We start from the raw sequence: 26,406 nt of genomic DNA, 5'->3' as shown, positions 1-26,406 counted from the left end.
GTGAGCACCGCACTTCCCGACTCCCTCGCCGAGATCCGTGACGATTTCCACGCGCTCGGGGAGAAGGACCGCCTGCAGCTTCTGCTCGAGTTCTCGAACGAGCTGCCCGAGCTGCCGCCCGAGCACCGCGACCGCACCGACCTGTTCGAGCGCGTCGAAGAGTGCCAGTCGCCGGTCTTCCTTCTCGTCGACGTGGGCGGGGGCATCGTGCACGTGCACGCGACGGCACCCGCGGAGTCACCCACCACGCGCGGCTTCGCCTCGATCCTCGTGCAGGGTCTCAGCGGACTCTCGGTCGACGCCGTGCTCGCCGTGCCCGCCGACTTTGCCTTCGACCTCGGCCTGACCTCGGCCGTGAGCCCGCTGCGGCTGCGCGGCATGACGGGCATGCTCGGGCGCATCCAGCGCCAGGTGCGCGAGAAGTCTGCGGCGTGAGCCTGCAGCGCGTCCTACCCCCGGGAGCGAGCGTCGACCCGGATGCTCCCGGCGCACGCCAAGCACTGCTGGACGACTACGAGCCTGACCCGGGCTCGTCCGTGCGCCTGAACCTCGTGACGACCCTCGACGGTCGCGCGGCCGGCAACGACGGCACCTCCGAGACGCTCACGACGCGCACCGATCGCATGATCCTCGGCGTGATCCGTCAGAGCGCGGATGCCGTGCTCGTCGGGGCGAGCACGGTGCGCACCGAGTCCCTCGGCCGCCCCCGTCGCACTCCCCTCGTCGTGCTGAGCGGGAGCGGCGACCTGACCGGCCACGGCTTCGACTCGACCACCACGCGCGAGGGCGAGCCGCGGGCCGACGTTCTCGTGGTCACGACCCCCCGCGGCGCCGAGCGTGCGCGGCGCACCCTGGCCACGACTCCTCACGATGTGCTCGTCTTGGAGGGAGACGACTCGGGCCCGCTCCCCCTCGAGACCGTATTCGCCGCTCTGCGCGAGCGCGGCCTGCACCGCATCGTCGCGGAGGGCGGACCCGCGCTCGCCTCGAGCCTGCTCGCCGAGCACCTCGTGGACGAGCTTTGCCTCACGGTCGTTCCGAGGATCGCGGGGACGGGCATCCCGATCATCGATGCCGCCGTCTCCCTGCACGCGACGCCCCGCCTCCTGCTCGTCGACGAGGCCGGCGTGCTCTACGGGCGCTGGGGCCTCAGCCCAGAGCGCTGACCCACGCGCGGATGGCGCGCTCCCATCGCCGCGAGTCGTAGTTCCACAGCCGCGTGTGCCGCGCCATGATGAACCGTTCGAGGCGCACGATGTCGGGCCGTGCGCGGGCGAGGGCGAGGCTGCCGTCGATCGGCACGAACGTGTCGCCGTCGCTGTGGAGGATGAGCGTCGGCGTGCGCAGCTCGCTCGCGCGCTCCACGAGGTCGAGCCTGTCGAAGTCGATGGCCTCCGATCGTCCCGCCCAGCCGGAAGCCCACTCGCTGCCGAGCACGCCGAGCGCGACGGAGCGCACGGAGTCGGGCAGGCCCTGCTGCGCCGCCTGCGCGTGCAGCACGCGGATCCAGTCGACCACGGGCGATTCGAGGATGATCCCCTCGACCGCGCTCGACAGCTCCGATCGCGTGACGAACTGCAGCGTCGACGCTCCCCCCATCGACCACCCCATGACGAGGATGCGCTGCGCTCCCTGCTCACGGGCGAACAGCACGGCGGCCTCGAGATCGCGCCACTCGGAGTCGCCGAGAGAGTAGCGACCATCATGGCTGGCGGGCGCCTCGCCATCGTTGCGGTAGCTGATGAGGAGACTCGTGAAGCCGAGCTCGTGGAAGACGGGCACGGCGCGCAGCGGCTCCGAGCGCGTGACCCCGCGCCCGTGCATCTGGATCACCCATCGCGAGCGCCCTACGCCCTGCTCGGCCGCGTCGGGCGCGGGAAAGCGCCACGCTGGCGCCGGGCCGAGCTCGGTCGGCACGGACGCCTCCACGAAGGGCAGGCCGAGCTCCTCCGGTTGCAGGTAGTACCAGCCGCTCCAGCGCCCTCTGGTCGCCTCGCCCAGCGTGCCGTGCACGACGCTCTCGAGGCGGCGCACGACCGCGTGGTCATCCGCGCTCAGCACCGTGCCGACGCGCAGATAGCCGGCGTCGCGCGAGAACCACATGCCGTACCGGCCGGGCACGACCGTCTCGGGCGTCGGCGCGAGGGTCAGAGTGCCCGCCCGCTCGTCCACCGCGAGGATGCGCACGTCTTCCTCGCGCACCGTCGGAGGCGTCACCACACGACGCGCGACGGAGACGGCCAGGGCGACCGCGGCGGCGCCCGTGACGGCGAGGCCGACGGCGGCGATCGCGAGGGATGCCCGTGCCCACGATCCCCGCAGGCTCGACATCAGCACTCCTCCACGATCGGAGTGGGGGCGGCGCGGCGCGGCAGAACGGCGAGTCTCACGCCGTCAACCTAGCAAGAGCGCCTAGTCTGCACTCGTGCCTCCCGCCACGACCTCCGCTCCGACGCCGGGAGCGATCTTCGACTCGCTCGTCGCCTCGATCGACCGGTCGTCGCTGCGCGACGAGCTCGACGTGCGCGACATTCCCGCGCCGACGGGTCTCGCTCCCTACTCGATCGCTTTCGCAGCTGACGTGAATCCCGCCCGGCACGCTGACGACTCCGACCTCGGCACCGGGCGCATCGTGATCCTGTACGACCCTGAGGAGCCGGAGGGCTGGGGCGGGCCGGTGCGCGTCGTGGCCTTCGCCCAGGCTCCCCTGGAGACCGAGATCGGCCTCGACCCGTTCGTCGCGGATGTCGCGTGGTCCTGGCTCGTGGACGCACTGGGCGCGCGCGGGGCCGCCTACACCGCCATCAGCGGCACGGCCACGAAGGTGCTCTCGACCGGGTACGGCGAGCTCGCCGAGCAGGGCAGCGGCGCGCAGCTCGAGCTGCGCGCGAGCTGGAGCCCCCTGGACACCGATCTGCGGCCGCACGTCGAGGGCTGGGCGGAGCTGCTGTGCATGGTCGCTGGCTACCCGCCGGCGCCCGAGGGTGTGGCGGTGCTGCCGCCGAGACGGGCACCGCGTGACTGAGCAGGAGGACGCGCCGCCCGAGCAGGAGACCGCGCCGCTGCCGCGCGCGACGCCGGCGTCGAGCCCGCGCGTGATCGACTCTCGGGAGGACTACCTCGCCGCCGTCGACCGACTGCGCGCGGCCTCGGGCCCCGTCGCCGTGGACGCGGAGCGGGCGAGCGGGTTCCGCTACTCCCAGCGCGCGTACCTCATCCAGGTCTTCCGGCGCGGCACGGAGGCCATGCTCTTCGATCCGCCCGCGATCGGCTCCTTCGCCGAGCTGCAGGACGCGATCGGTCACGAGGAGTGGGTGCTGCACGCCGCGAGCCAGGACCTCCCGTGCCTGCGCGAACTGGGTCTCGAACCTCACGAGATCTTCGACACCGAGCTGGGCGCCCGCCTCGCGGGGTACCCGCGTGTAGGGCTCGGAGCGATCGTCGAGGAGACCCTCGGTCTGCACCTCGCGAAGGAGCACTCGGCCGCCGACTGGTCCACGCGTCCCCTTCCCGCCTCGTGGCTCACCTACGCCGCGCTCGATGTCGAGCTGCTGCTCGACGTACGCGACGTCATCGAGACGCGCCTCGCCGAGCAGGGCAAGATGGTGCTCGCGCAGGAGGAGTTCACCGCCGTTCTCGAGCGGGAGGCGCCAGAACCGCGCGCCGAGCCCTGGCGCCGCCTCTCCGGCCTGCACTCGGTGCGCGGTCAGCGGGGGCTCGCGGTCGCTCGAGAGCTCTGGCGCGCACGCGACGAGTATGCGCAGGAGGTCGACACGGCTCCGGGTCGTCTCCTGCCGGACTCCTCGATCGTGACGGCGGCGAAGGCGACGCTCGCCTCGAAGGGCGAGCTCGCGAGCCTCTCGGGCTTCCACGGCCGTGCCAGCCGATCGCAGCTCGATCGCTGGTGGGCGGCGATCGCCACGGGTCTGGCGACCGACGATCTGCCCGCCCTGCGCGTGCGGGATGACTCGCTACCGCCCCCGCGCGCCTGGAGCGACCGCAACCCCGAGGCGGATGCCCGGCTCAAGGCCGCGCGACAGGCCCTCACCTCCGTCGCCGAGGAGTACCAGCTGCCCCTCGAGAACCTCCTCACGCCCGATCACGTGCGCCGCCTGGCCTGGTCGCCGCCCGGCGACGCGGGAGAGCGCGCCCTCGCCGAGCGGCTTGAGGAGCTGGGCGCGCGGCCCTGGCAGATTGCCGCGACTGCACAGCCGATCGCCCAAGCCTTTGTGGATGCCCACCAAGCCCTCGCCGAGGCGCCCGCGGAGGATTCGTAGGAAGACGCAGGCGATGTGAGCGCCCCCAGCCGCTCTCCCTAGGCTGGGCGCAGACATTCGATCGAGCACCACCATCGCACTGGGAGGCACTGTGGCCAAGCGAGCCGACGTTGTATTCGTGGACGGGGTGCGCACCCCGTTCGGTCGCGCGGGCGAGAAGGGAATGTACTGGGGCACCCGAGCTGATGACCTCATCGTCAAGGCGATGATCGGGCTGCTCGAGCGCAACCCCTCCCTGCCGAAGGAGCGCGTCGACGACGTGGCGATCGCCGCGACGACGCAGCAGGGCGATCAGGGCCTCACGCTCGGTCGCACGGCCGCGATCCTTGCGGGGCTGCCGCTCTCCGTTCCCGGCTTCGCGATCGACCGCATGTGCGCGGGGGCGATGACGTCGGTCACGACCACCGCAGGCGGCATCGCTTTCGGCGCGTACGACGTCGCGATCGCCGGCGGTGTGGAGCACATGGGCAGGCACCCGATGGGGCTCGGCGCTGACCCGAACCCGCGCTTCCTCGCCGAGAAGCTCGTGAGCGCCGATGCTCTCAACATGGGCATCACCGCGGAGCGCCTGCACGACCGCTTCCCCTCGCTCACCAAGGAGCGCTCCGACCGCTACGGGATGCGCAGCCAGCAGAAGGTGGCGGCCGCCTACGAGGCGGGCAAGATCCAGCCGGACCTCATCCCCGTCGCCCTGCGCAGCGAGAGCGGCTACGGTCTCGCGACGATGGACGAGGGCCTGCGGCCGGAGACGACCATGGAGGGTCTCGCGGGTCTCAAGACGCCCTTCCGCCCGCACGGTCGTGTCACCGCGGGCAACGCCTCGCCTCTCACGGACGGCGCCACCGTGAGCATGCTCGCGAGTGCCGATGCGGCCAAAGAGCTCGGGCTCTCGACCAAGATGCGCCTCGTGAGCTTCGCCTTCGCGGGCGTCGCCCCCGAGGTCATGGGCATCGGCCCCATCCCCTCGACCGAGAAGGCGCTCGCCAAGGCCGGGCTGTCGATCGACGACATCGGACTGTTCGAGCTCAATGAGGCCTTCGCGGTCCAGGTACTGAGCTTCCTCGATCACTTCGGCGTCGACGACGAGGACCCCCGCGTCAACCCCTGGGGCGGTGCCATCGCCTTCGGCCACCCGCTCGCCAGCTCGGGTGTGCGCCTCATGATCCAGCTCGCTCGCCAGTTCGAAGAGCACCCCGAGGTGCAGTACGGCCTCACGGCCATGTGCGTCGGCCTCGGCCAGGGCGGCACCGTCATCTGGGAGAACCCGCACTACACCGGAAAGAAGAAGAAGTGACTCCGTCTGCACCTGCGACCAGCCAGTACTCCGCCGACCAGTTCACCGAGCTCCTCGCCCTGAGCGACGACGAGGTCGTCACGCACTCCTACGTGCACGACGTCCCGCTGCCCAGCGGAGGCACTCTCGCCCTCGTGACGCTCGACAACGGCCGCGACCACACGCGCCCCAGCACGCTCGGGCCGCAGGGCCTGCTCGAGCTCGCGCGCGTGCTCGACGAGCAGAAGGCACGCGGCGCCGCTGGCGAGATTCAGGGCCTCGCGATCACGGGCAAGCCCTTCATCCTCGCCGCGGGCGCCGACCTGTCGAAGGTCGGCGACATCCCGAACCATGGGGCGGGGCGCCAGATGGCCCAGCTGGGCCACTACGCGCTCGGCAAGCTCGGCGAGCTGGGCATCCCGTCGTTCTGCTTCATCAACGGACTCGCGCTCGGTGGCGGCGTGGAGATCGCGCTCAACGCCGACTACCGCACGCTCGACTCGAGCGCGGCAGCGCTCGCCCTGCCCGAGGTCTTCCTCGGCATCATCCCCGGCTGGGGCGGCGCCTGGTTGCTGCCCAACCTCATCGGCATCGAGAACGCGCTCAAGGTCGTCGTCGAGAACCCGCTCAAGAACAACCGCACGCTCAAGCCGGCCGAGGCCTTCGAGCTCGGCATGGCGGACGTCATGTTCGGCCCCGCGACCTTCCTCGAGGACTCGATCCGCTGGGCGGACGGCGTCATCACGGGCGCGACCAAGGTCAAGCGCAAGAACGCCCCGGGCAAGATCGAGCGCACCGTCAAGTGGGACGCCGCGATCGGCATCGCCCGATCGATGCTCGAGAAGCGCATCGGCACGGTCGCCCGATCGCCGTACGTCGCTCTCGACCTCCTCAAGGCCGCCAAGAGCACCGACAAGGCCACCGGGTTCGCGGCCGAGGACGAGGCCCTCGCCGATCTCGTCTCCGGCGACCAGTTCCGCGCCTCGATCTACGCCTTCAACCTCGTCCAGAAGCGGGCCAAGAAGCCCGCGGGGGCTCCCGACAAGGACCTCGCGAAGCCCATCGCCAAGGTCGGCGTGCTCGGCGCGGGTCTCATGGCCAGCCAGTTCGCCCTGCTCTTCGTGCGCAGGCTGCAGGTTCCCGTCGTCATCACCGACCTCGACCAGGCGCGCGTCGACAAGGGGCTCGACTACATTCGCGGCGAGATCTCCGCGCTCGAGCAGAAGGGGCGCATCGACGCCGACGAGGCCAACCGGCTGCGCGCCCTCGTCACGGGCACGATCGACAAGGGCGACTTCGCCGACTGCGACTGGGTCATCGAGGCCGTCTTCGAAGAGCTCACGATCAAGCAGGACCTCTTCGAGGAGATCGAAGCCATCGTCTCCCCCGAGGCGATCCTCGCCACCAACACGTCTTCCCTCTCGGTCGAGAGGATCGGCGAGAAGCTGCAGCACCCTGAGCGTCTCGTGGGGTTCCACTTCTTCAACCCCGTGGCGGTCATGCCGCTCATCGAGGTCGTCAACGCTCCGCGCACCGACGACGCCAGCCTCGCGACCGCGATGGCCGTCGCGGCGAAACTGCGCAAGAACGCCGTCATCACCGCCGACTCCCCCGGCTTCGTCGTGAACCGCGTGCTCGCGAAGCTGCTCGGCGAAGCCATGCACGCGGTCGAGATCGGCACGCCTTTCGAGACCGTGGTCGAGGCGCAGCGTCACTTCGGGCTGCCGATGGACCCGTTCGTGCTGCTCGATCTCGTGGGCCTCAAGGTCGGCGCCCACGTGCTCGACACGCACCACGGCGCGTTCCCCGAGCGCTTCTTCGAGTCGCGCGCGCTCCACGAGCTCGCCGAGGCGGGAGTGCTGCTCGAGAAGGACGCCAAGGGCAACCCGAAGGGCATCGACAAGAAGGCGATCGCGATTGTCGCGAAGCACCGCCCGAAGGACGCGACCCCCTGGACGCTCGACGAGCTCACGCAGCGACTCGAGGACGGCCTTGCTGACGAGATTCACCGCATGCTCGAGGATGACGTCGTCGCCGCGCCGGAGGACATCGACCTGTGCATGATCCTCGGTGCAGGCTGGCCGTTCCAGATGGGCGGCATCACGCCGTTCCTCGATCGGGTCGGCGCCTCCGAGCGCGCGTTCGGAGACACCTTCCACCACCCGCCGATTCGCGGAGTGCGCTAGCGACGGGGAGGGCGGGCGCCGCTCAGCGCGAGCGCTCGTCCTCGTCGACGGAGATCGAGGCGTCCTCCGGCAGCGGGCGCGCCACCGGGATGCGCGTGCCGAGCACCTGAGCCACGAGGTCTCGTGCGATCGCTTGCGAGGAGAGGCCGACGCGCTCGAGAATCTCCTCGCGGCTCGCGTGCTCCAGGAACTCGTCGGGCAGCCCGAGCTCGTCCACGGCGGTGTCCACTCCCGCCGCGCGCAGCTCCTGACGGATGCGCGTGCCGATGCCGCCCACGCGCACGCCATCCTCGATGCTCACGACGATGCGGTGCTCGCGCGCGAAGTCGATGATGCTCGAGGCGACGGGCACGACCCACCGCGGGTCCACGACGGTCGCACCGATGCCTTGGTCGGCGAGACGCTCGGCGACCTCGAGGCCCATCTTCGCCATGGGGCCGACGGTGATGATGAGCACGTCCTTGTGCGGGGCCTCCCGCAGCACATCGACGCCGTCGCTCGTGCGACGCACGGCCTCGAACTCGGTGCCGACCGATCCCTTCGAGAAACGCAGCACGGTCGGAGCGTCGTCGACGGCGACCGCCTCGGCCAGTTCCTCGCGCAAGCGCGCTGCATCCCGCGGAGCGGCGAGGCGGATGCCCGGCACGACCTGCAGGATCGCGAGGTCCCACATGCCGTGGTGGCTGGCGCCGTCGGGCCCCGTCACGCCCGCGCGATCCAGCACGAACGTCACGCCCGCGCGGTGCAGAGCCACATCCATGAGCACCTGGTCGAAGGCGCGGTTGATGAAGGTCGCGTACAGCGCGACGACGGGGTGCATGCCGCCGTAGGCGAGTCCCGCGGCGGAGGTGACGGCGTGCTGCTCGGCGATGCCGACATCGATGATGCGGTCCGGGTGCTTCTCCGCGAGCTTGTGCAGCCCCGTCGGGCGGAGCATCGCGGCGGTGATGCCGACGATGCGCCGGTCGCGATCGGCGAGGCTCACGATCTCATCCGCGAAGACGGACGTCCACGACGGCTTGCTCGCGGACTCCACGGGCTCGCCCGTCTCGGGGTCGATCTGCCCGACAGCGTGGAACTGGTCGGCGACGTCGGCGAGGGCGGGCTCGTAGCCCTTGCCCTTCTGGGTGATCGCGTGCACGATCACGGGCGCCTCGTACTCCTTGGCCTGGCGCAGTGCGCGCTCCATGTCGCCCAGATCGTGCCCGTCGACGGGGCCGATGTACTTGATGTCGAGATTGCTGTAGAGGGACTCGTTGTTGCTCACGCGCGAGAGGAAGCCGTGCAGGCCACCCCGCACCCCGCGATAGACGGCACGCCCCGGAGCGCCGAGGTATCCGAAGGCGCGCTCGGTGCTGCGGCGGAAGCGGTAGTACGAGCGCCGCGTGCGCACGTCGGAGAGGAAGCGCGCCATGCCGCCGATCGTCGGAGCGTACGAGCGGCCGTTGTCGTTGACGACGATCACGAGGTTGCGGATGTTGTCGTCCGAGATGTTGTTGAGGGCCTCCCACGTCATGCCGCCCGTGAGCGAGCCGTCGCCCACGACCGCGACGACGTGACGATCACCCTGCCCGGTCATGGAGAACGCGCGCGAGATGCCATCGGCCCAGCTCAACGAGCTCGACGCATGCGAGCTCTCGACGATGTCGTGCTCCGACTCGGCCCGCTGCGGGTACCCGGCGAGGCCGCCCTTCATGCGCAACCGGCTGAAGTCCTGGCGCCCGGTCAGGAGCTTGTGCACGTAGGACTGATGGCCCGTATCCCACACGATCGCATCACGCGGCGAGTCGAACACGCGGTGGATGCCGATCGTGAGCTCCACGACACCGAGGTTCGGGCCCAGATGGCCGCCCGTCTTCGACACCTCGGCAACCAGGAAGCGCCGGATCTCCTCCGCCAGCTCGACGAGCTCGGCGGGGGTCAGACGGTCAAGATCGCGGGGGCCGTGAACGGTCTCGAGTAGTGCCACTACGTCACTCTACGCGAGCACGGTGGAGCTGTCGCTGAAGGCCCGGTGGGCCTTCAGCGCGACCCGTGACCCGTCGAGCGGAGACGCTCGACGGGTCAGGGGCGCGGGTGCTACACGAGCGAGCGCAGCACGTACTGGAGGATGCCGCCGTTGCGGTAATAGTCCGCCTCGCCGGGGGTGTCGATGCGCACGACAGCGTCGAACTCGACGGGCTCCTTGCCCTGCGCGGAGTGCTCGCTCGGAGTCGCGACGACACGCACCGTGCGGGGCGTCCGGCCCTCGTTGAGCTCCTCGATGCCGGAGATCGCGATGACCTCCGTGCCGTCGAGGCCGAGCGACTCGGCGGTCTCGCCTGCCGGGAACTGCAGAGGAATCACACCCATGCCGATGAGGTTCGACCGGTGGATGCGCTCGAAGCTCTCGGCGATCACGGCGCTCACGCCCAGCAGGCTCGTACCCTTGGCGGCCCAGTCGCGGCTCGAGCCCGATCCGTACTCCTTGCCGGCGAGGATGACGAGAGGAATCGACGCGGCCTGGTAGTTCTCACTTGCGTCGTAGATGAACGCCTGCGGAGCATCCGGCTTCGTGAAGTCCCTCGTGAAGCCGCCCTCGACACCATCCAGCAGCTGGTTGCGGAGACGGATGTTCGCGAACGTGCCGCGGATCATGACCTCGTGGTTGCCTCGGCGCGAGCCGTAGGAGTTGAAGTCCTTGCGGTCGACGCCGTGCTCCGTCAGGTACCGGCCCGCGGGCGAGTCGGCCTTGATCGAGCCGGCCGGGCTGATGTGATCGGTCGTGACCGAGTCGCCGAGCTTCGCGAGAACGCGGGCATCGGCGATGTCGGAGACGGGGGTCGTCTCGAGGGTGAGGCCCTCGAAGTACGGGGGCTTGCGCACGTACGTCGAGTCGGCGTCCCACTCGAAGGTCGCGCCGTCGGGCGTGGGCAGCGACTTCCAGCGCTCGTCGCCCTCGAAGACCGAGGCGTACTGGTGAGTGAACATGCTCGTGTCGATCGAGGAGTCGATCGTCGACTGCACCTCGCTGGCCTCCGGCCAGATGTCGCGCAGGTAGACGTCGTTGCCCTCCTGGTCTTGCCCGAGCGGGTCGCTCTCGAAGTCGAAGTTCATCGACCCGGCGAGGGCGTAGGCGATGACGAGGGGCGGGCTCGCGAGGTAGTTCATCTTCACGTCGGGGTTGATGCGCCCCTCGAAGTTGCGGTTGCCCGACAGAACGGCCGTGACCGCGAGATCCTTCTCGGCGATCGCCGCCGAGATCTCGTCGGCGAGGGGGCCCGAGTTGCCGATGCAGGTCGTGCAGCCGTAGCCGACCGTGTAGAAGCCGAGCGCCTCGAGGTCGTCGGTGAGACCGGCCTTCTCGTAGTAGTCGGTCACGACCTTCGAACCGGGAGCGAGCGTCGTCTTGACCCACGGCTTCGCCGTGAGTCCCTTGCGGGCCGCATTGCGGGCCAGGAGGCCGGCCGCGAGCATGACCGAGGGGTTCGAGGTGTTGGTGCACGACGTGATCGCCGCGATCGTCACGGCACCGTGGTCGAGCGTGAACTCCTTGCCGTCGACCGTGACGTCGATCGGGTTCGACGCGGCGCGCGGGGCCTGCGAGCGGTGGCGGTGATCGATGCGGTGCGCCGACTCCTCGTCGTCAGGGGTGAAGCCCACGGGGTCGGAGGCCGGGAAGGTGCCCTCCACGGCGGCGTCGACACCGGAGTGGTCGGTCGAGGTGTACTCGCCGAGCACCGTCTCGAAGGCGGTCTGCGCGTTCGTCAGCTCGATGCGGTCCTGCGGGCGCTTGGGTCCCGCGATCGAGGGGACGACCGTGCTGAGGTCGAGCTCGATGTACTCGCTGAAGACGGGCTCGACGCTCGGGTCGTGCCACATCGTCTGCATGCGCGAGTAGGCCTCGACGAGCGCGACCTGGTTCTCGGAGCGGCCGGTGAGGCGCAGGTAGTCCAGCGTCACCTCGTCGACCGGGAACATCGCCGCGGTCGACCCGAACTCGGGGCTCATGTTGCCGATGGTCGCGCGATTCGCGAGGGGAACCTGGGCGACACCGTCGCCGTAGAACTCCACGAACTTGCCGACGACACCGTGCTTGCGCAGCATCTCGGTGATCGTCAGGACGACATCGGTCGCGGTGACGCCCGTCGGGATCGCTCCCGTGAGCTTGAAGCCCACGACCTTGGGAATGAGCATCGACACGGGCTGGCCCAGCATCGCCGCCTCGGCTTCGATGCCGCCCACTCCCCAGCCGAGCACGCCGAGCCCGTTGACCATCGTCGTGTGCGAGTCGGTGCCCACGCACGTGTCGGGGTAGGCGCGCAGCGCACCGTCGACCTCGCGCGTGTACGTGACCTTGGCGAGGTGCTCGATGTTGACCTGGTGAACGATGCCCGTGCCGGGCGGCACGACCTTGAAGTCGTCGAACGCGGTCTGGCCCCAGCGCAGAAACTGGTAGCGCTCGCCGTTGCGCTCGTACTCGATCTCGACGTTGCGCTCCAGGGCGTCCTCGGTGCCGAAGAGGTCGGCGATGACCGAGTGGTCGATGACGAGCTCTGCAGGCGCGAGCGGGTTGATCTTGTGCGGGTCGCCCCCGAGCTCGGCGACCGCCTCTCGCATCGTCGCGAGGTCGACGATGCAGGGCACGCCCGTGAAGTCCTGCATGACCACGCGGGCGGGCGTGAACTGAATCTCGGTGTCGGGCTCGGCGGTCGGCTGCCAGGCACCGAGCGCTCGGATCTGCTGATCGGTGACGTTCTTGCCGTCCTCGGTGCGCAGCAGGTTCTCGAGCAGCACCTTGAGGCTGAAGGGAAGCTTCTCGTAGCCGGGAACCTTGTCGATGCGGAACACCTGGTACTCGGTACCGGCCACGTCGAGGGTGTCGAGGGCGTCGAAACTGTTCACTGCAGACACGTCAGGTCTCCTTACACGAAATGGTGGCGACGCCAATGCCCACGGCGTCGCGTCCAGCACGCCGCCAGCCTAGTCGCCGCGCCGCACTGCGCTATTTATCTTGATGTCGAGATAAAAAGACACTATCACTCGGGCGCGGCATCGCCTGCGGGCGCCGTCGAGGCGGCACCGCGCGCATACACGGCACGCACCATGAGCCACGTGACCCACAGGACTGCGGCGTAGAGCGGCAAGCCCATGAGCAGCTTCGTCGCCGCCAGGGCGGCCGCCTGCTCCGCCACGTAGAAGGGAACCTGCACGCCGAGCCGGAGGACGAACATCCCGACCCACAGCCAGGTCGCGACCGTGAGGACGGTGCGCTTCGCCGGGTCCGCCCGCCACTCGGCATCACCGGTGAGCAGCGCCGTGATGACGCCGATGAGGGGTCGACGGACGAGAAGGCTCACGAGCAGCGCGGCGAGCCACACGCCGTTGATCACGAAGCCGAGAAGGAAGTTCTCCTCCGCCCGACCCGTCCACAGGGCGAGACCGGCCGACAGACCGATGCCCACGAGCCCGATGACGGCGGGGGCGATCGGCGAGCGCGTGAGCGCGCGCACCAGCACGAAGACGACCGCAATGCCGAGCGGCACGAGCACCGAGGGCGCGACCTCCTGCGTGATCGTGAACACGATGAGGAAGAGGAAGCCGGGCAGAAGCGACTCGATGAGGCCCCGCACACCGCCCACGGCGCCCCACAGAGCGTGCGCGGTGGGGCGCTCACCAGGCTCGACGCGGCCGAAACCCGAGCGGCGCGCCGCCTCGGTCAGGGCGGCGCGGACATCCGGATCCGCAGGCTCGTCGCGCGACGGGGTCGAAGCGTCGCTCACGAGCCGACTGTCGGCGCTGACGGCGCGCCCGGAGCCGTCGCCCCCTGGGGGACGTGGAGGGGAATCAGGTCGCGCGGCGGCATCGGTGTTGTCCCTCGCACGACGACGATGCTGCGGAAGACATCGTCGATCGCCTCGGCGGCGGCGGCATCAGCCGCGCCCTGCCCCGCGACGACCCCGCGCAGGAACCAGCGCGGGCCGTCGACCCCGATGAAGCGCGCGAGGCGGGTCGTGCCGCTCTCGCCTCCAGCGACGGGAATGCGTGCGACGAGCTCGGGGCCGAAAGCGCCCTCGCGCTCGGTCACCTCACCGCCCTGCGACCGCACCTGCTCGGCGATCTGCGCCCTGATCTCGTGCCACAGACCGCTCGACCGCGGCGCGGCGAACGGCTGCACCTGCAGGGTCGAACCGCTGTAGTCGATGCTCACCGCCACGACGCGCTTGCTGGACTCGTCGACCTCCAGGCGCAGCTGCAGATCGGTGCGCGGTACGAGCTTCACGCCGCCGAGATCGACGTAGGGCCGCACCGCGTTGGCCTCGCTCTCGTCGAGAGGGCCGGACTCGGCCCGGTCGGCCGGGGCGGACTTCGCGTCGTCGGGCAGCGGCCCGTCGGCGAGCAGGGGATCGGTCACGCGGAGGCTCCTTCGGTCGATTCCAGCCCCTCACCGTAGCCGGTTGAGCCGAATCCGCGCTGACCACGATGCGAACCGGGAAGAGACTCCACGGGAACGAAGCGCGCCCGCACGACGGGCCAGACGATGAGTTGCGCGATGCGGTCGCCGACCGCGATCGAGTAGCTCTCGCGCGCGTCCGTGTTGAGAAGGGTGACGCGCAGCTCGCCCCGGTAGCCGGCATCGACGGTGCCGGGCGAGTTGACGATCGTGATGCCGTGCTTCGAGGCGAGGCCGCTGCGCGGCACGACGAAGGCGGCGAAGCCGTCGGGGAGCGCGATCGCGCACCCTGTTCCGATCGTCGCGCGCTCGCCGGGTTCGAGCACGACCGCCTCCGCTGCGCAGAGGTCGGCCCCGGCGTCACCGGGGTGAGCGTAGGCGGGGAGCGGTGAACCAGTCAGCAGCACATCGACGGTAGCGGGCACGCCGTCGAGGCTAGTGCATGGTCGAATAGGGGTATGCCCGTGTTTCGAGAGCGACTGCACCCCTCCCCCTGGCTCCACCTCGTGGCGCTGCTCGCCCTCCCCGCGAGCATGCTCGTCCTGGCACCCGTGAGTCTGCCCGCCGGGGTCGTCACGGGGGTCGTGCTGAGCGGCGGGCTCATCCTGCTCCTGTGGGCGCTCGCTCCCGTGATCGAGATCGCGGAGGGTGTGCTCACGGCAGGGCGTGCGCGCATTTCGCTGCGACTCCTCGGCTCGGTGGAGATCGCGCGCGGCGAGGAGGCGCGCCAGGCTCGCGGGCCCGGTCTGGATGCTCGCGCCTGGCTTCTGCTGCGGGGCGACGTCGACCCCGTCGTGCGCATCGAGATCGCCGATGCGGACGACCCGACGCCCTATTGGCTCATCTCGAGCCGCCGACCGGAGGATCTCGCCATCGCGATCAGCTCAGCGCCAGCGGCCGAGGGTCATTCTTGAGCTCGGACCGCGGGGCCGGGGATCAGCTCACGCGCACTCGCGGCAGATAGCGCCGAGCTTCTCCTGGTGATCGAGCTGCGAACGGTGCTTGACGAGGAAGCAGCTGACGCACGTGAACTCGTCAGCTTGAGGCGGCAGCACCACGACGTCGAGGTCGAGGTCGGCGAGGTCTTGGCCCGCGAGTTCGAAGCCAGGGTTATCGGCATCGTCGGCGTCGACGACACCCGACATCTTGTCGGGAACCCGCTCCTGCAAGGCCTGGATCGAGTCGGTCTCCTCGTCCGTCTTGCGGGGGGCGTCGTAGTCGGTTGCCATGCCATTCCACTTCTCGTCGGTGCTCGGGCGCCGCGTTCGGCGCGCACAGTTTGCAGGATGGTCGCCCGAAACGCAAACCGCATGCTCGGGGCCCCCGCGGCGCTGCTGTCACGCCAAACGCACGGCACGCCCGCTCTATTCCCCGACTGCGGGGCTCCAGCGTGCGATGCTGGGCGCACTCGCGGCACGAGGAAAGGGCCTGCGCATGGATGAACTCACGGTGGTCGGCGCCGAGGACGGCGCACTGATCGTGGTCTCCTCCGCGGGCGATCGCTTCCGCATTCCCATCACGGAGGGACTGCACGCGGCGCTGCGCCAGCACCGTCCCTCCGGTGCGCCGGCGCATCGTGTCGGGCCGAAGGACATCCAGGCGGCGATCCGCGCCGGGCAGTCCGCGACCGAGGTCGCCGCGGCGACCGGAGAGCCCCTCGAGTACATCGAGCGATTCGAAGGCCCCGTCCTGGCTGAGCGCGAGTACGTCATAGCCTCCGCGCGCGGAATCACCGTCGCGGTCGCCGCCGAGGGCGAGACCGGGGCGCTGCAGACGTTCGGCGCCGTGATCGACGAGCGCCTGGCCGAGCTCTCCGCAAGAGACGTGCGGTGGACGACGGCGAAGCGCGCGGGCCAGTGGACGCTCGCGGTGAGCTTCGTCGACGACGACGTCGCTCGTGAGGCGCAGTGGACCTTCGACCCGAAGAAGGGGTCGCTCGCGCCGGCCAACCACGAGGCGCAGTCTCTCTCGCAGCAGGGCGAAGCACCGGCGAGCGTCGTCCCGCGCCTGCGCGCGGTACCCGCCGAGGACCGCGCGACGAGCTCGCGGTTCGACAGTGGCGCCTTCGAGTTCGATGACGATCCGGACGCCGACGCTGCGCCGTCCCGCATCGGCGCGCCCAGCGCTCCTCACACCTCCGCGAAGAACGACTCCGACTCGCCGATGAACCAGACCGCCGACCTTCTCGAGGCACTGCGCAAGCGCAGAGGCGAGCGTGAGTCGGCGCACCCGCCGGACGAGGATCGCGAGTCCGCGCGCGCCGCACACCCCTCGACCGGGTCGATCAGGATCGTCGACATACCTCTCGACGATCCGCCCGAGGAGACTGCGCCGCCCGTCGAGACTTCCGTGTCGGGTCAGACCGAGTCCGCGGAGCACTCCGATGCGACCGACGACCCCGCACCCGAGGCGAGGAAGTCGGCAGGCCGCCGTGGCCGGGCGGCCATGCCCAGTTGGGACGAGATCGTCTTCGGCGCACGCCCGGACGACGATCCCGCCTGAGCCGTCCCGGCGCGAGCCTGCGGTCGCACCATCAGGTCGCAAACGCTCCCCAGCGTGCGAGAGGGATGCGCATCTCCTCGGGTGACAGCGAGCCGTGCTGGCCCACCATGGCGAGGGCGCGGGGTGTCGCCTGTCGCTCGTCGTAGTACGCGATGCGCGCGCGAGCAGCCACGAGGACATCGCCGATGCGCGGGAGCACCCGATCGTCGACAGGCCCGCCGAACCATCCGGCGGCAATCGCCTCGTCGCGTGACACGACCCAGGCGCGCCCGCTCTCCGCGTCGCGCCAGCGCTCGAGCACTCCGCCGAGCTCGCCCTCGGACTCCACGTGCAGCTGCAGGCACCGCGGCTCCCCCGCCACGTGGCGCACTCCCCGCCAGAGCTCGCTCGCAGCGGGCACGACGAGCCTCGCGTGGGCGGGCACATCGATCATCCCGTGGTCGGCCGTGAGCAGGGCGCCTGTGCCGCGAGGAAGCCGTGTCAGAGCATCCAGAGCCGCATCGAGCTGTTCGAGAGCCGAGAGCCACGCGGTCGACTCGGCACCGGAGGCGTGACCGGCCATGTCGAGCTCCGGGACGTACGTGTAGACGAGCGTGGGCTCAGCGCCGGCCAGCAGGTCGATCGTCGCCTCGACGCGCTCGGCGATCGTGGGCGCGATGACGAACCGCGCGCCGCGCAGTACGGCGTCGGTGAACGCGGTATCCCGGTAGCGGGAGGCGGCGACGACGACGGCGTCGATGCCGGCCGCCCTGGCCGACTCGAAGAGGGTGGTGTGCGGCTGCCACTGCACCGGGTCGAGATCGGACGGCCATTGGCCGAGTTGCTGCACGACTCCGTCACGCTGCGGATCGCGCACGGTGTAGCCGACCATGCCGTGCCGACCCGAGGCGAGGCCGGTCGTGAGCGAGGCCAACGCCGACGCGGTCGTCGTCGGGAAGCCCGCGTCGATGGCTCCCCCGCGGGGTGGGATGGCGGCCAGGAGGCGCCGGGCATGGCCCGCGCGCGCGCGGAGGGCAGACATCCCGAGGCCATCGGCGAGCAGCACCGCGGCAGAGCGCGCCGCGGGCAGGGCGAGCCGCGAAGGCTGTGCGGTGAGCGAGGCGAGAGCACCCGACAACACGTCGGCGAGTGACGCCGCATCGGAGCGAGGCGCCGGTAGCATGGGCGCCATCCTATGACTCCGCCATCCCCCACCCTTCCGAGCGGGATCGAGCCCCTCCCCGACGGCGAACGCATCGACGACATCGAGCTCGCCGACGAGATGCAGGGCTCGTTCCTGGAATACGCCTACAGCGTCATCTACTCGCGCGCGCTGCCCGACGCCCGCGACGGGCTCAAGCCCGTGCAGCGTCGCATCCTCTACCAGATGGCCGAGATGGGCCTGCGACCCGACCGGGGTCACGTGAAGTCGGCGCGCGTCGTCGGGGAGGTCATGGGCAAGCTGCACCCCCACGGCGACACCGCCATCTACGACGCCCTCGTGCGGCTCGCGCAGGACTTCACGATGCGCGTGCCCTTCGTCGACGGCCACGGCAACTTCGGCTCCCTCGACGACGGTCCCGCGGCCGCGCGCTACACCGAGGCGCGGCTGCGCGCGGAAGCCCTCGCGATGGTCGACAGCCTCGATGAGGACGTCGTGGACTTCGTGCCCAACTACGACAATCAGCTCACCCAGCCGGCCGTGCTGCCCGCCGCATTCCCCAATCTGCTCGTGAACGGCGCGAGCGGCATCGCCGTCGGCATGGCGACCAACATGGTGCCGCACAACCTCATCGAGGTCTCTGCCGCTGCCCACCACCTGCTCGACCACCCCGACGCGAGCCTCGACGACCTCATGGCCTTCGTTCCCGGGCCGGATCTGCCGACGGGGGGCACGATCCTCGGCCTCGACGGCGTGCGCGATGCCTATGCGACGGGGCGCGGCAGCTTCAAGACGCGTGCGAAGGTCTCGATCGAGCCGGTGACGGCACGCAAGACCGGCATCGTCGTCACCGAGCTGCCCTACCTCGTCGGGCCCGAAAAGGTCATCGAGAAGATCAAGGACGGCGTGCAGTCGAAGAAGCTCGCTGGCATCAGCGATGTCACCGACCTCACCGACCGGCGCAACGGCCTGCGGCTCGTGATCGGCATCAAGACGGGGTTCAGCCCCCAGGCCGTACTCGAGCAGCTCTACCGCTACACCCCGCTCGAAGACGGCTTCTCGATCAACGCCGTCGCCCTCGTCGACGGATCGCCGAAGACCCTCGGGCTCAAGGAGCTCCTGCAGGTCTACGTCGACCACCGCATCGAGGTCGTCACGCGGCGCAGCCGCTACCGTCTCGACCGGCGACGCGAGCGCCTGCACCTCGTGGAGGGCCTGCTCATCGCGATCCTCGACATCGACGAGGTCATCCAGGTCATCCGCTCCTCCGATGACGCCGACACCGCGCGCACGCGCCTCATGGAGGTGTTCGACCTCTCGCAGGTGCAGAGCGAGTACATCCTCGAGCTGCGGCTGCGGCGGCTCACCAAGTTCAGCCGCATCGAGCTCGAGGCCGAGCGCGATCAGCTGCGCGCCGAGATCGCCGAGCTCGAGGCACTGCTCGCTGACCCCGCTCGCGTGCGCGCCGTCGTCGGCGAGGAGCTCGATGCCACCGCCGAGCGCTTCGGCACGCCGCGCCGAACTCTCCTCACCGAGGCCGCGCCGTCGGTCGCCACCACGCGCGGTCGAGGCGCCTCGGCGGTCTCGCTCGAGATCGCCGACTCCCCGTGCCGAGTCCTGCTCTCGACGACCGGCCGTGCCGTGCGCGTCGACCTCGCCGAGGGCGTGACGGTGACCCGACCCACCCGCCGCAGCAAGCACGATGCCGTGCAGGTCTCACTCGACTCCACCACGCGCGGCGAGCTCGTCGCCCTCACGAGCCGCGGTCGCTTCGTGCGCTTCACGCCCGTCGACCTGCCGAGCGTGCCCCCGAACTCGGTTCAGCTCGCCGCGGGCGCCAAGCTGCGCGACTACGTCGGCCTGACCGACGCGAAGGAGCGCATCGTCGCGATCGCGGATCCCGCGAGCAGCACGCCGCTCGCGCTCGGCACCCGGGACGGCGTGGTCAAGCGCCTCGCGCCAGGGTCGCTGCCGAGCCGTCCCGAAGGCGAGGTGATCGGCCTCAAGGCGGGTGACGAACTCGTGGGCGCCGCGCCAGCCGACGACTCTGCGGAGCTCGTGTTCGTCAGCTCGGCAGCCCAGCTGCTGCACTTCAGCGCCGCGAGCGTGCGTCCGCAGGGCGCCGCCGCGGGCGGTATGACGGGCATGAAGCTCGGCGCAGGTGCGCGCGTCATCTTCTTCGGCGCGATCGACCCGGCCGGGGCGCAGGTCGTCACGATCAGTGGATCTACCCAGACGATCGCCGGCACCGACCCGGGTCGCGCGAAGGTGTCGGCCTTCGCCGAGTTCCCCGGCAAGGGCCGCGCGACGGGCGGCGTGCGCTGCCACGCCTTCCTCAAGGGCGAGGATGCCCTGCAGCTCGCCTGGGTGGGTTCCGACCCGCTCGCCGTCGGCTCCGACGGATCCCAGCGCGCACTGCCCGAGGGAGGCTCCCGCCGCGACGGCTCCGGCACCCCGCTCGACGCCGTCATCGGCTCGGTCGGTCGCCCGGTCGCCTAGCCCGCGCTGCTGCGATCCGCCGCTCGGCCCGCGCCGAGCATCCCGATCTCCACAATTCAGGAGTGGTGATCGCGGGATTCCCCTCAGGGGGTCGGCCCGGGCGTGTCGCGGGGCTTGCAGAGCGCGGTCTCCTGAATTGTGGAGATACTTCCGCGGGGTCTCCGGGGCGGGGTCTCCGGGGCGGGCGGATGCTGGGCTCACGCCGAGCGCTCGGCCACGGTGCCCGTCAGACGTCGATGCGGTCTCGGTCGAGACCCTGCCCGGCGATGATGAAGTCCTTGCGCGGTGCCACCTCGTTGCCCATGAGCAGCTCGAACATGCGCGAGGCCGCCTCGGCATCGGTCACGCGCACCCGGCGCAGCGTGCGGTGCCGGCGGCTCATGGTCGTGTCCGCGAGCTGATCGGCGTCCATCTCACCGAGGCCCTTGTAGCGCTGGATCGGATCCTGGTAGCGCTTGCCGGCCTTCTTGAGTGCCGCGAGCACGCCGTCGAGCTCTTTCTCGCTGTACGTGTACACCGTCTCGTTGGGCTTCGACCCCGGGTTCATGACGACGACGCGGTGCAGCGGGGGCACGGCCGAGAAGACCCGCCCCTCGTCGATCATGGGCCGCATGTAGCGGAAGAAGAGCGTGAGCAGGAGAGTGCGGATGTGGGCGCCGTCGACGTCAGCGTCAGCCATGATGATGACTTTGCCGTAGCGCGCCGACGCGAGGTCGAAGGTGCGGCCCGATCCCGCGCCGATGACCTGGATGATCGACGCGCACTCCGCGTTGGAGAGCATGTCGCTCACCGAGGCCTTCTGCACGTTGAGGATCTTGCCTCGAATGGGCAGGAGAGCCTGGAACTCGCTGTCGCGCCCGAGCTTCGCCGTGCCGAGAGCGCTGTCGCCCTCGACGATGAACAGCTCGCTCTGCTCGACGTCGCTCGAGCGGCAGTCGACGAGCTTCGCCGGCAGCGAGGAGTTCTCAAGCGCGTTCTTGCGACGCTGCGTCTCCTTGTGCGCTCGAGCCGAGATGCGACTCTTCATTTCGGAGACGACCTTCTCGAGCACGAGGCCCGTCTGGGCCTTGTCGTCTCGCTTGCTCGAGCGGAAGCGCTCCGCGAGCGATTCGGTGATGACCTTCGCGACGATCGCGCGCGCAGCGGGAGTACCGAGCACCTCCTTCGTCTGACCCTCGAACTGCGGTTCGGGAATCCGGACGGTGAGGACGGCCGTGAGGCCCGCGAGGATGTCGTCCTTCTCGAGCTTGTCGTTGCCCGCTTTGAGTCGGCGCGCGTTCTTCTCGACCTCGGCCCGGAGGAACTTCAGCAGTCCCTGCTCGAAACCGAGCTGGTGGCTGCCGCCCTTGGGAGTCGCAATGATGTTGACGAAGCTGCGGAAGGTCGTGTCATAGCCGGTGCCCCAGCGCAGCGCGATGTCGACGACGCACTCGCGCTCGAGCTCGGTCGGCGTCATGTGCCCCATCGAGTCGAGCACGGGCACCGTCTCGCTGAACGTGCCGCTGCCGGTGATGCGCCACGTATCCGTGAGCGCAGCATCCGGAGCGAGGTAGTCGGCGTACTCGCTGATGCCTCCCGAGAAGTGGAAGGACTCGGTGACCGGCGCCTCCGGCCGCTCGTCGCGCACGGTGAGCGTGATGCCGGGCACGAGGAACGCCGTCTGCCGCACGCGCGACATGAGCTCATCCGTGAGGAAGTCGGCACCCTTCGTGAAGACCTGCGGGTCGGCCCAGTAGCGGATGCGCGTGCCGGTGACCGCCTTCGCCACCTTGCCCACGACGCGCAGCTCGCTGCCAGAGACGAAGGGGCTGAACGGGGCGTCGGGGCGCGGACCTTCCGGCCCGTCGTCGAACACGCCCGGCTCGCCGCGGTGGAACGACATCGCCCACGTCTTGCCGTCACGATCGACCTCGACGTCGAGCCGCTCCGAGAGCGCATTGACGACCGAGGCGCCCACCCCGTGCAGGCCACCGGATGCGGCGTACGATCCCCCGCCGAACTTGCCGCCGGCGTGCAGCTTGGTGAAGACGACCTCGACGCCGCTCAGCCCCGTGCGAGGCTCGATGTCGACGGGGATGCCGCGCGCTTTGTCGCGCACCTCGACGCTGCCGTCGGGGTGCAGCACGAGGTCGATCGTCGACCCGTGGCCGCCGAGCGCCTCGTCCACCGAGTTGTCGATGATCTCCCACAGGCAGTGCATGAGACCACGGGAGTCCGTCGAGCCGATGTACATGCCCGGGCGCTTGCGGACGGCTTCGAGACCCTCGAGCACGGAGAGATGACGAGCGGAGTAGTCGGAACTGGCCACGGAAAGCGCCTCGCGAGATCGTTGCTGGGAACACGGTCGGTCGAGCAGGACTGCCGCGACCGCCGTCAGCCTATTCCGCGCACCCTGAGCGGTCTCGTCGCCACACCGCTCAGGCTCGCGCGCGCCGCCGGGGTCTTCGCGTTCAGCGAAATGGGAGCGCATTGTCACGAGGTGCAGGCATGCGTGTGGTGCAATGGAGCATCGACCGACTCGACGATCGTCCGAACACCCGAGCGATCCGATGAGAAGCGACTCGACTTGATGAGGGAAGGCACGAGGCACACCATGACGCAGATCACCACCGAGAGCCCGAACCTCGCGTCGACCGCACCCCTGACGGGGCTCGACCGCTGCGACAGCTGCGGCGCGCAGGCGTACGTGCGCGTGACTCTGGCGACGGGTGAGCTGCTGTTCTGCGCTCACCACGCCTCGCGCTTCAAGGAGAAGCTCGTCGGCTCCGCCCTCGCCTGGCACGACGAGTCGAGCCGGCTGCACGACGAGAACGACGCCTGAGTGGCGGCATCCCTCGGGTTGGCGCGCCGTGCACGCTACCTGGCGGCAAGGGCGCGGGCGGTCCGATCGAGCAAGCTCGCGACTCTCTCGGAACAGCTCTCCCGCAGCACGGGGCGCGCTCGACCGCTCATCGCGCTCGACATGCTGTGGTGCGCGGTGCGGCACGAGGCTGCCTTCCAGGACTACTTCGACTGGGACTTCCACGCGCTGAACCGGCGCGAGCGGCGCACGTTCATGACGCACCCGAAGTCGAACCACCTCGCCCAGAAGCTCAACGCGGTCGAGCATCGACCGCAGTTCAGCGACAAGTCGCTCTTCAACGTCCGCTTCGCTGACTACATCGGCCGGGCGTGGCTCGATCTGCGAACGGCGAGCGATGACGCGCTCGGCGCGTTCCTCCGGTCTCACGACCGCGTCATGGCGAAGGTTCCCGACAGTCTGGGTGGCGACGGCGTGGAGTCCTTCGACACGGCCGTCGCCCTCTCGGACCCGGCCGAGTTCCGCCGTGCACGCCTCGAGCGCCGTCAGTTCCTCCTCGAGGAGTTCCTCACGCAGGACGCCGAGATGGCCCGGTTGTGCCCCACGAGCGTCAACACCCTGAGAATCGTCACCTTCCGCGACGGCGACGAGGTGCGCACGCTCGTGCGCGTGCTCAAGATGGGCAACGGCGGCGACATCGACAACTTCAGCGGCGGCGGCATGTACACGATCCTCGACGCCGACGGCGTCGCCCGGTACCCCGCCTTCGACGAGTTCGGCGGAGTCTTCAGCGTGCACCCCCTCACGGGAGCCTCGATCCTCGGCTTCCAGGTTCCCCAGTGGGATGCGGTCGGACGGCTCGCCGACTCCCTCGCTCGCGAGGTGCCGGAGATCCCCTACGTCGGCTGGGACATCGCGATCACACCGGAGGGCCCCGTCGTCGTGGAGGGCAACTACAACACCGGCGTGTTCCAGCTCAAGCCGACGGCGACGGGCGTGCGCACGGGCCTGCTGCCGGTGTACCGCGAGGCGATCGGCTTCTAGGCCGATCGGCTCCTAAGCACTGACGAAGCGGACGACGCCGAGTGGCGTGCTCTGGTGCCCCTGACCGAGCGGATTGTCGGCGAGGATGCTCACGAGGCGACGCTCCCCCGCCGCGTCGAGGGTCGACCCCAGAATGTTGCCGCCGAAGTCGTTGATGTCGACCACGGCGACATCTACGGGTGCGACGGTCGCCAGAGCCTCTTGGAGGTCGCGCGCGACCTGGCGAGGTCTCTCCGGTACGAGCACGACCTGCGTGTTGTAGGGAGGAATCGTGCCCGACGTGGGTCCGTCGATGCCGCGGGCCTTGGACCCCGCGATGCGGTAGAAGTCGCCCCGTCGTCCGAGGGCCTTCGTGACGGCGGCCACGCCGGCGGCGAACACGATGCGCGGCGTGCCGCACTCGCGCAGTGCCATTTCCATGGTCTCGGGTATCCCGAGGCCAATGCCGTGCGAGGTCTTCGTCACGCGCCGCGAAAGCCAGTGCGCGAGCGGGCGAGCCTCGATCGAGTCGACCGCGTAGGAACGACCCTGCGCGATGGCCACGATCTTCTCGGTCACGAAGAGAAGATCGCCAGGCTCGATCACCGGGCTCGCATAGCGCGTGACAACCTCGACGATGTCGTCGTCCGTCGTCACGACGTGCGTCTTGATCGGGATGCGCCGCACGCGCTGCCCGGCCACATCGACGTCGAGCGCCTTGCCCTCGTTGGGTTCGCCTGCCATGGAGTCGCGCTTCCTATTCGAGGTAGTCGCGCAGTGCCTGCGAGCGCGAGGGGTGGCGCAGCTTCGCCATGGTCTTGGACTCTATCTGGCGAATGCGCTCACGCGTCACGCCGAAGGTGTCCCCGATCTGGTCAAGCGTCTTCGGCATGCCGTCTCCGAGACCGAAGCGCATGCGGATGACCCCAGCCTCGCGCTCCGAGAGGGAGTCGAGGAGGCTCTCGAGCTGCTTCTGCAGCATCGTGAAGCCGACTGCGTCGGCCGGCACGACCGCCTCGGTGTCCTCGATGAGGTCACCGAACTCGCTGTCGCCGTCCTCACCGAGGGGCGTGTGCAGCGAGATCGGCTCGCGGCCGTACTTCTGCACCTCGATGACCTTCTCGGGGGTCATGTCGAGCTCCCGGCTCAGCTCCTCCGGGGTGGGCTCTCGACCGAGATCCTGCAGCATCTGGCGCTGCACCCTGGCGAGCTTGTTGATGACCTCGACCATGTGAACGGGGATGCGGATGGTGCGCGCCTGGTCGGCCATCGCGCGCGTGATCGCCTGGCGGATCCACCACGTCGCATAGGTCGAGAACTTGAAGCCCTTGGTGTAGTCGAACTTCTCGACGGCGCGGATGAGGCCCAGGTTGCCCTCTTGGATGAGGTCCAGGAACTGCATGCCGCGGCCGGTGTAGCGCTTGGCCAGGGAGACGACGAGGCGGAGGTTGGCGCCCAGCAGGTGGTTCTTGGCCCGCTGACCATCCCGGGCGACCCAGGCGAGGTCGCGCCCCGCCGCCGTGCGCTTCTCCTTCTCCGTCATGGAGGAGAGCTTCTCCTCGGCGAAGAGTCCGGCCTCGATGCGCATGGCGAGCTCGACCTCTTCCGCGGCGTTGAGGAGGGGAACCTTGCCGATCTGCTTGAGGTAGTCCTTGACGGGGTCCGCGGTCGCACCCGTGATGGTCGTCGAGTAGACCGGCACCTCGTCGTCCTCAGTGTTGCTGAGCACGATCGCGCCGGTCGGCAGCGGGCCCGCAGCGGCCTTGTCGCCGTCGTCGTCCGCGCCCTCCTCGGCATCGCCCGTATCGTCCGCGCTCTCGGGAGCGTCCGTGCTGTCTGCCACGGCAGCCGTCGAAGTCTCCTCCTCGTCGTCATCCGAGCCCGCCGAGGAGCCAGCCGCAGACGTGGCCTTCTTGGTACGCGAAGGCTTGGTGGTCGTCGCACCGGAGGCCTTCGAGGCGGCAGGCTTCTTGGTGGCCGCGGATGCGGTCTTCGCCGCGGGGTCCTTGGGCGCAGAGCTCTTCGTCGCAGCGGTCTTCGTCGCGGTGCTCGCGGGAGCGGCAGCCTTCTTCGCCGGCGCCTTCTTGGCAGGCGCCTTCGTGGCAGCAGCCTTCGTGGCAGCAGCCTTCGTCGCAGTCGTGGTCTTCGCGTCGTCGGACGACGAGGCGGACTTCTTCTTCGCGGGCGTGGTGGTTGTTCGGGTAGCCATGGGCCCCTTCTTTCCGCGTTCTCCGGGCAGTACAACGACCCATGTCAAGTCGCGAACTCCTCG

General features: G+C 69.7%; 22 protein-coding genes. 11 read left to right on the top strand and 11 right to left on the bottom strand.

Features of this window, described 5'->3' with window-relative positions; all coding sequences use genetic code 11:
• Both HUJ41_RS05920 and HUJ41_RS05915 read left to right on the top strand, forming a co-directional pair.
• Entirely contained in the window at positions 1-435 is a 435-nt protein-coding gene (locus HUJ41_RS05920; RefSeq protein WP_179873739.1) for a SufE family protein, read from the top strand.
• Positions 432-1,166 (top strand): dihydrofolate reductase family protein, encoded by a 735-nt coding sequence (locus HUJ41_RS05915; RefSeq protein WP_179873738.1) that lies wholly within the window; start codon positions 432-434, stop codon positions 1,164-1,166. The genes HUJ41_RS05920 and HUJ41_RS05915 overlap by 4 nt, the downstream gene beginning before the upstream one ends.
• Here the strand turns inward: HUJ41_RS05915 and HUJ41_RS05910 are convergent.
• On the bottom strand, positions 1,150-2,331 hold the full coding sequence (locus HUJ41_RS05910) for an alpha/beta hydrolase family protein (protein ID WP_179873737.1): 1,182 nt from the start codon (positions 2,329-2,331) through the stop codon (positions 1,150-1,152). The genes HUJ41_RS05915 and HUJ41_RS05910 overlap by 17 nt on opposite strands.
• 94 nt (positions 2,332-2,425) lie before the next feature.
• Between HUJ41_RS05910 and HUJ41_RS05905 the strand changes: the two genes are divergently transcribed.
• The 4 genes from HUJ41_RS05905 to HUJ41_RS05890 all read left to right on the top strand — a co-directional run bounded on the left by HUJ41_RS05905 (position 2,426) and on the right by HUJ41_RS05890 (position 7,736).
• Positions 2,426-3,025, top strand: coding sequence for a DUF3000 domain-containing protein (locus tag HUJ41_RS05905; protein WP_431356479.1), 600 nt, complete (start codon positions 2,426-2,428; stop codon positions 3,023-3,025).
• 37 nt (positions 3,026-3,062) lie between these two features.
• Entirely contained in the window at positions 3,063-4,277 is a 1,215-nt protein-coding gene (locus HUJ41_RS05900; protein WP_431356481.1) for an HRDC domain-containing protein, read from the top strand.
• Positions 4,278-4,368: 91 nt separating this feature from the next.
• Positions 4,369-5,571 (top strand): thiolase family protein, encoded by a 1,203-nt coding sequence (locus HUJ41_RS05895; protein WP_179873736.1) that lies wholly within the window; start codon positions 4,369-4,371, stop codon positions 5,569-5,571.
• Positions 5,568-7,736: a 3-hydroxyacyl-CoA dehydrogenase NAD-binding domain-containing protein gene (locus tag HUJ41_RS05890; RefSeq protein WP_179873735.1), complete on the top strand. Its 2,169-nt coding sequence runs from the start codon at positions 5,568-5,570 to the stop codon at positions 7,734-7,736. The genes HUJ41_RS05895 and HUJ41_RS05890 overlap by 4 nt, the downstream gene beginning before the upstream one ends.
• Before the next feature lie 22 nt (positions 7,737-7,758).
• Here the strand turns inward: HUJ41_RS05890 and dxs are convergent, their stop codons facing one another.
• The 5 genes from dxs to dut form a co-directional block, all read right to left on the bottom strand.
• Entirely contained in the window at positions 7,759-9,705 is a 1,947-nt protein-coding gene (dxs, locus tag HUJ41_RS05885; protein WP_179873734.1) for a 1-deoxy-D-xylulose-5-phosphate synthase, read from the bottom strand.
• Positions 9,706-9,815: 110 nt separating this feature from the next.
• The gene (gene acnA / locus HUJ41_RS05880) at positions 9,816-12,629 is read right to left on the bottom strand and encodes an aconitate hydratase AcnA (RefSeq protein ID WP_179873733.1); all 2,814 of its coding nucleotides are present in this window, start codon (positions 12,627-12,629) and stop codon (positions 9,816-9,818) included.
• 125 nt (positions 12,630-12,754) lie between these two features.
• Positions 12,755-13,498, bottom strand: coding sequence for a DUF3159 domain-containing protein (locus HUJ41_RS05875; RefSeq protein ID WP_152582926.1), 744 nt, complete (start codon positions 13,496-13,498; stop codon positions 12,755-12,757).
• Complete coding sequence (locus HUJ41_RS05870) at positions 13,495-14,130, bottom strand: DUF3710 domain-containing protein (protein ID WP_152582927.1); 636 nt, start codon at positions 14,128-14,130, stop codon at positions 13,495-13,497. The genes HUJ41_RS05875 and HUJ41_RS05870 overlap by 4 nt, the downstream gene beginning before the upstream one ends.
• The gene (gene dut / locus HUJ41_RS05865) at positions 14,127-14,594 is read right to left on the bottom strand and encodes a dUTP diphosphatase (protein ID WP_179873732.1); all 468 of its coding nucleotides are present in this window, start codon (positions 14,592-14,594) and stop codon (positions 14,127-14,129) included. Before dut ends, HUJ41_RS05870 begins: the two co-directional genes overlap by 4 nt.
• 39 nt (positions 14,595-14,633) lie before the next feature.
• On the opposite strand from dut, the gene HUJ41_RS05860 reads away from it, so the two are divergent.
• Positions 14,634-15,083: a DUF3093 domain-containing protein gene (locus HUJ41_RS05860; RefSeq protein ID WP_431356478.1), complete on the top strand. Its 450-nt coding sequence runs from the start codon at positions 14,634-14,636 to the stop codon at positions 15,081-15,083.
• A 27-nt stretch (positions 15,084-15,110) separates the two neighbouring features.
• On the opposite strand, the gene HUJ41_RS05855 is transcribed toward HUJ41_RS05860, so the two are convergent.
• A complete protein-coding gene (locus HUJ41_RS05855; RefSeq protein ID WP_152582930.1) occupies positions 15,111-15,398 on the bottom strand; it encodes a DUF4193 domain-containing protein in 288 nt (95 codons plus the stop codon).
• 205 nt (positions 15,399-15,603) lie between these two features.
• Here HUJ41_RS05855 and sepH point away from each other — a divergent pair, with 205 nt between their 5' ends.
• On the top strand, positions 15,604-16,671 hold the full coding sequence (sepH, locus tag HUJ41_RS05850; RefSeq protein ID WP_179873730.1) for a septation protein SepH: 1,068 nt from the start codon (positions 15,604-15,606) through the stop codon (positions 16,669-16,671).
• 31 nt (positions 16,672-16,702) lie between these two features.
• Here the strand turns inward: sepH and HUJ41_RS05845 are convergent, their stop codons facing one another.
• Entirely contained in the window at positions 16,703-17,833 is a 1,131-nt protein-coding gene (locus HUJ41_RS05845) for an alkaline phosphatase family protein (protein ID WP_224744599.1), read from the bottom strand.
• 12 nt (positions 17,834-17,845) lie between these two features.
• Between HUJ41_RS05845 and HUJ41_RS05840 the strand changes: the two genes are divergently transcribed.
• Entirely contained in the window at positions 17,846-20,311 is a 2,466-nt protein-coding gene (locus HUJ41_RS05840; protein WP_179873728.1) for a DNA gyrase/topoisomerase IV subunit A, read from the top strand.
• 226 nt (positions 20,312-20,537) lie between these two features.
• On the opposite strand, the gene HUJ41_RS05835 is transcribed toward HUJ41_RS05840, so the two are convergent.
• On the bottom strand, positions 20,538-22,619 hold the full coding sequence (locus tag HUJ41_RS05835) for a DNA gyrase/topoisomerase IV subunit B (protein WP_179873727.1): 2,082 nt from the start codon (positions 22,617-22,619) through the stop codon (positions 20,538-20,540).
• Between the two features lie 285 nt (positions 22,620-22,904).
• Between HUJ41_RS05835 and HUJ41_RS05830 the strand changes: the two genes are divergently transcribed.
• Positions 22,905-23,132, top strand: coding sequence for a DUF7455 domain-containing protein (locus HUJ41_RS05830; RefSeq protein ID WP_152582935.1), 228 nt, complete (start codon positions 22,905-22,907; stop codon positions 23,130-23,132).
• Positions 23,133-24,155: a sugar-transfer associated ATP-grasp domain-containing protein gene (locus HUJ41_RS05825; RefSeq protein WP_179873726.1), complete on the top strand. Its 1,023-nt coding sequence runs from the start codon at positions 23,133-23,135 to the stop codon at positions 24,153-24,155. It begins immediately after the preceding gene.
• Between the two features lie 12 nt (positions 24,156-24,167).
• Here HUJ41_RS05825 and HUJ41_RS05820 read toward each other — a convergent pair whose 3' ends face one another.
• Together HUJ41_RS05820 and HUJ41_RS05815 are read right to left on the bottom strand one after the other, a co-directional pair.
• Positions 24,168-24,878, bottom strand: coding sequence for a coenzyme F420-0:L-glutamate ligase (locus tag HUJ41_RS05820; protein WP_179873725.1), 711 nt, complete (start codon positions 24,876-24,878; stop codon positions 24,168-24,170).
• Between the two features lie 13 nt (positions 24,879-24,891).
• Positions 24,892-26,343 (bottom strand): RNA polymerase sigma factor, encoded by a 1,452-nt coding sequence (locus HUJ41_RS05815; protein ID WP_179873724.1) that lies wholly within the window; start codon positions 26,341-26,343, stop codon positions 24,892-24,894.
• Positions 26,344-26,406: the final 63 nt, after the last annotated feature.

Source organism: Microcella indica (genome assembly GCF_013414345.1).
GTDB classification, from domain to species: domain Bacteria; phylum Actinomycetota; class Actinomycetes; order Actinomycetales; family Microbacteriaceae; genus Microcella; species Microcella indica.
This window is presented reverse-complemented; position numbering and strand designations above follow the sequence as displayed.

Bases quoted from the DNA above. Each gene is read 5' to 3' on its own strand.
- HUJ41_RS05855 (WP_152582930.1), bottom strand. From the start codon at position 15,398: ATGGCAACCGACTACGACGCCCCCCGCAAGACGGACGAGGAGACCGAC.
- HUJ41_RS05845 (WP_224744599.1), bottom strand. From the start codon at position 17,833: ATGCTACCGGCGCCTCGCTCCGATGCGGCGTCACTCGCCGACGTGTTG.
- HUJ41_RS05820 (WP_179873725.1), bottom strand. From the start codon at position 24,878: ATGGCAGGCGAACCCAACGAGGGCAAGGCGCTCGACGTCGATGTGGCC.
- HUJ41_RS05830 (WP_152582935.1), top strand. From the start codon at position 22,905: ATGACGCAGATCACCACCGAGAGCCCGAACCTCGCGTCGACCGCACCC.
- HUJ41_RS05840 (WP_179873728.1), top strand. From the start codon at position 17,846: ATGACTCCGCCATCCCCCACCCTTCCGAGCGGGATCGAGCCCCTCCCC.
- sepH (WP_179873730.1), top strand. From the start codon at position 15,604: ATGGATGAACTCACGGTGGTCGGCGCCGAGGACGGCGCACTGATCGTG.
- HUJ41_RS05815 (WP_179873724.1), bottom strand. From the start codon at position 26,343: ATGGCTACCCGAACAACCACCACGCCCGCGAAGAAGAAGTCCGCCTCG.
- HUJ41_RS05910 (WP_179873737.1), bottom strand. From the start codon at position 2,331: ATGTCGAGCCTGCGGGGATCGTGGGCACGGGCATCCCTCGCGATCGCC.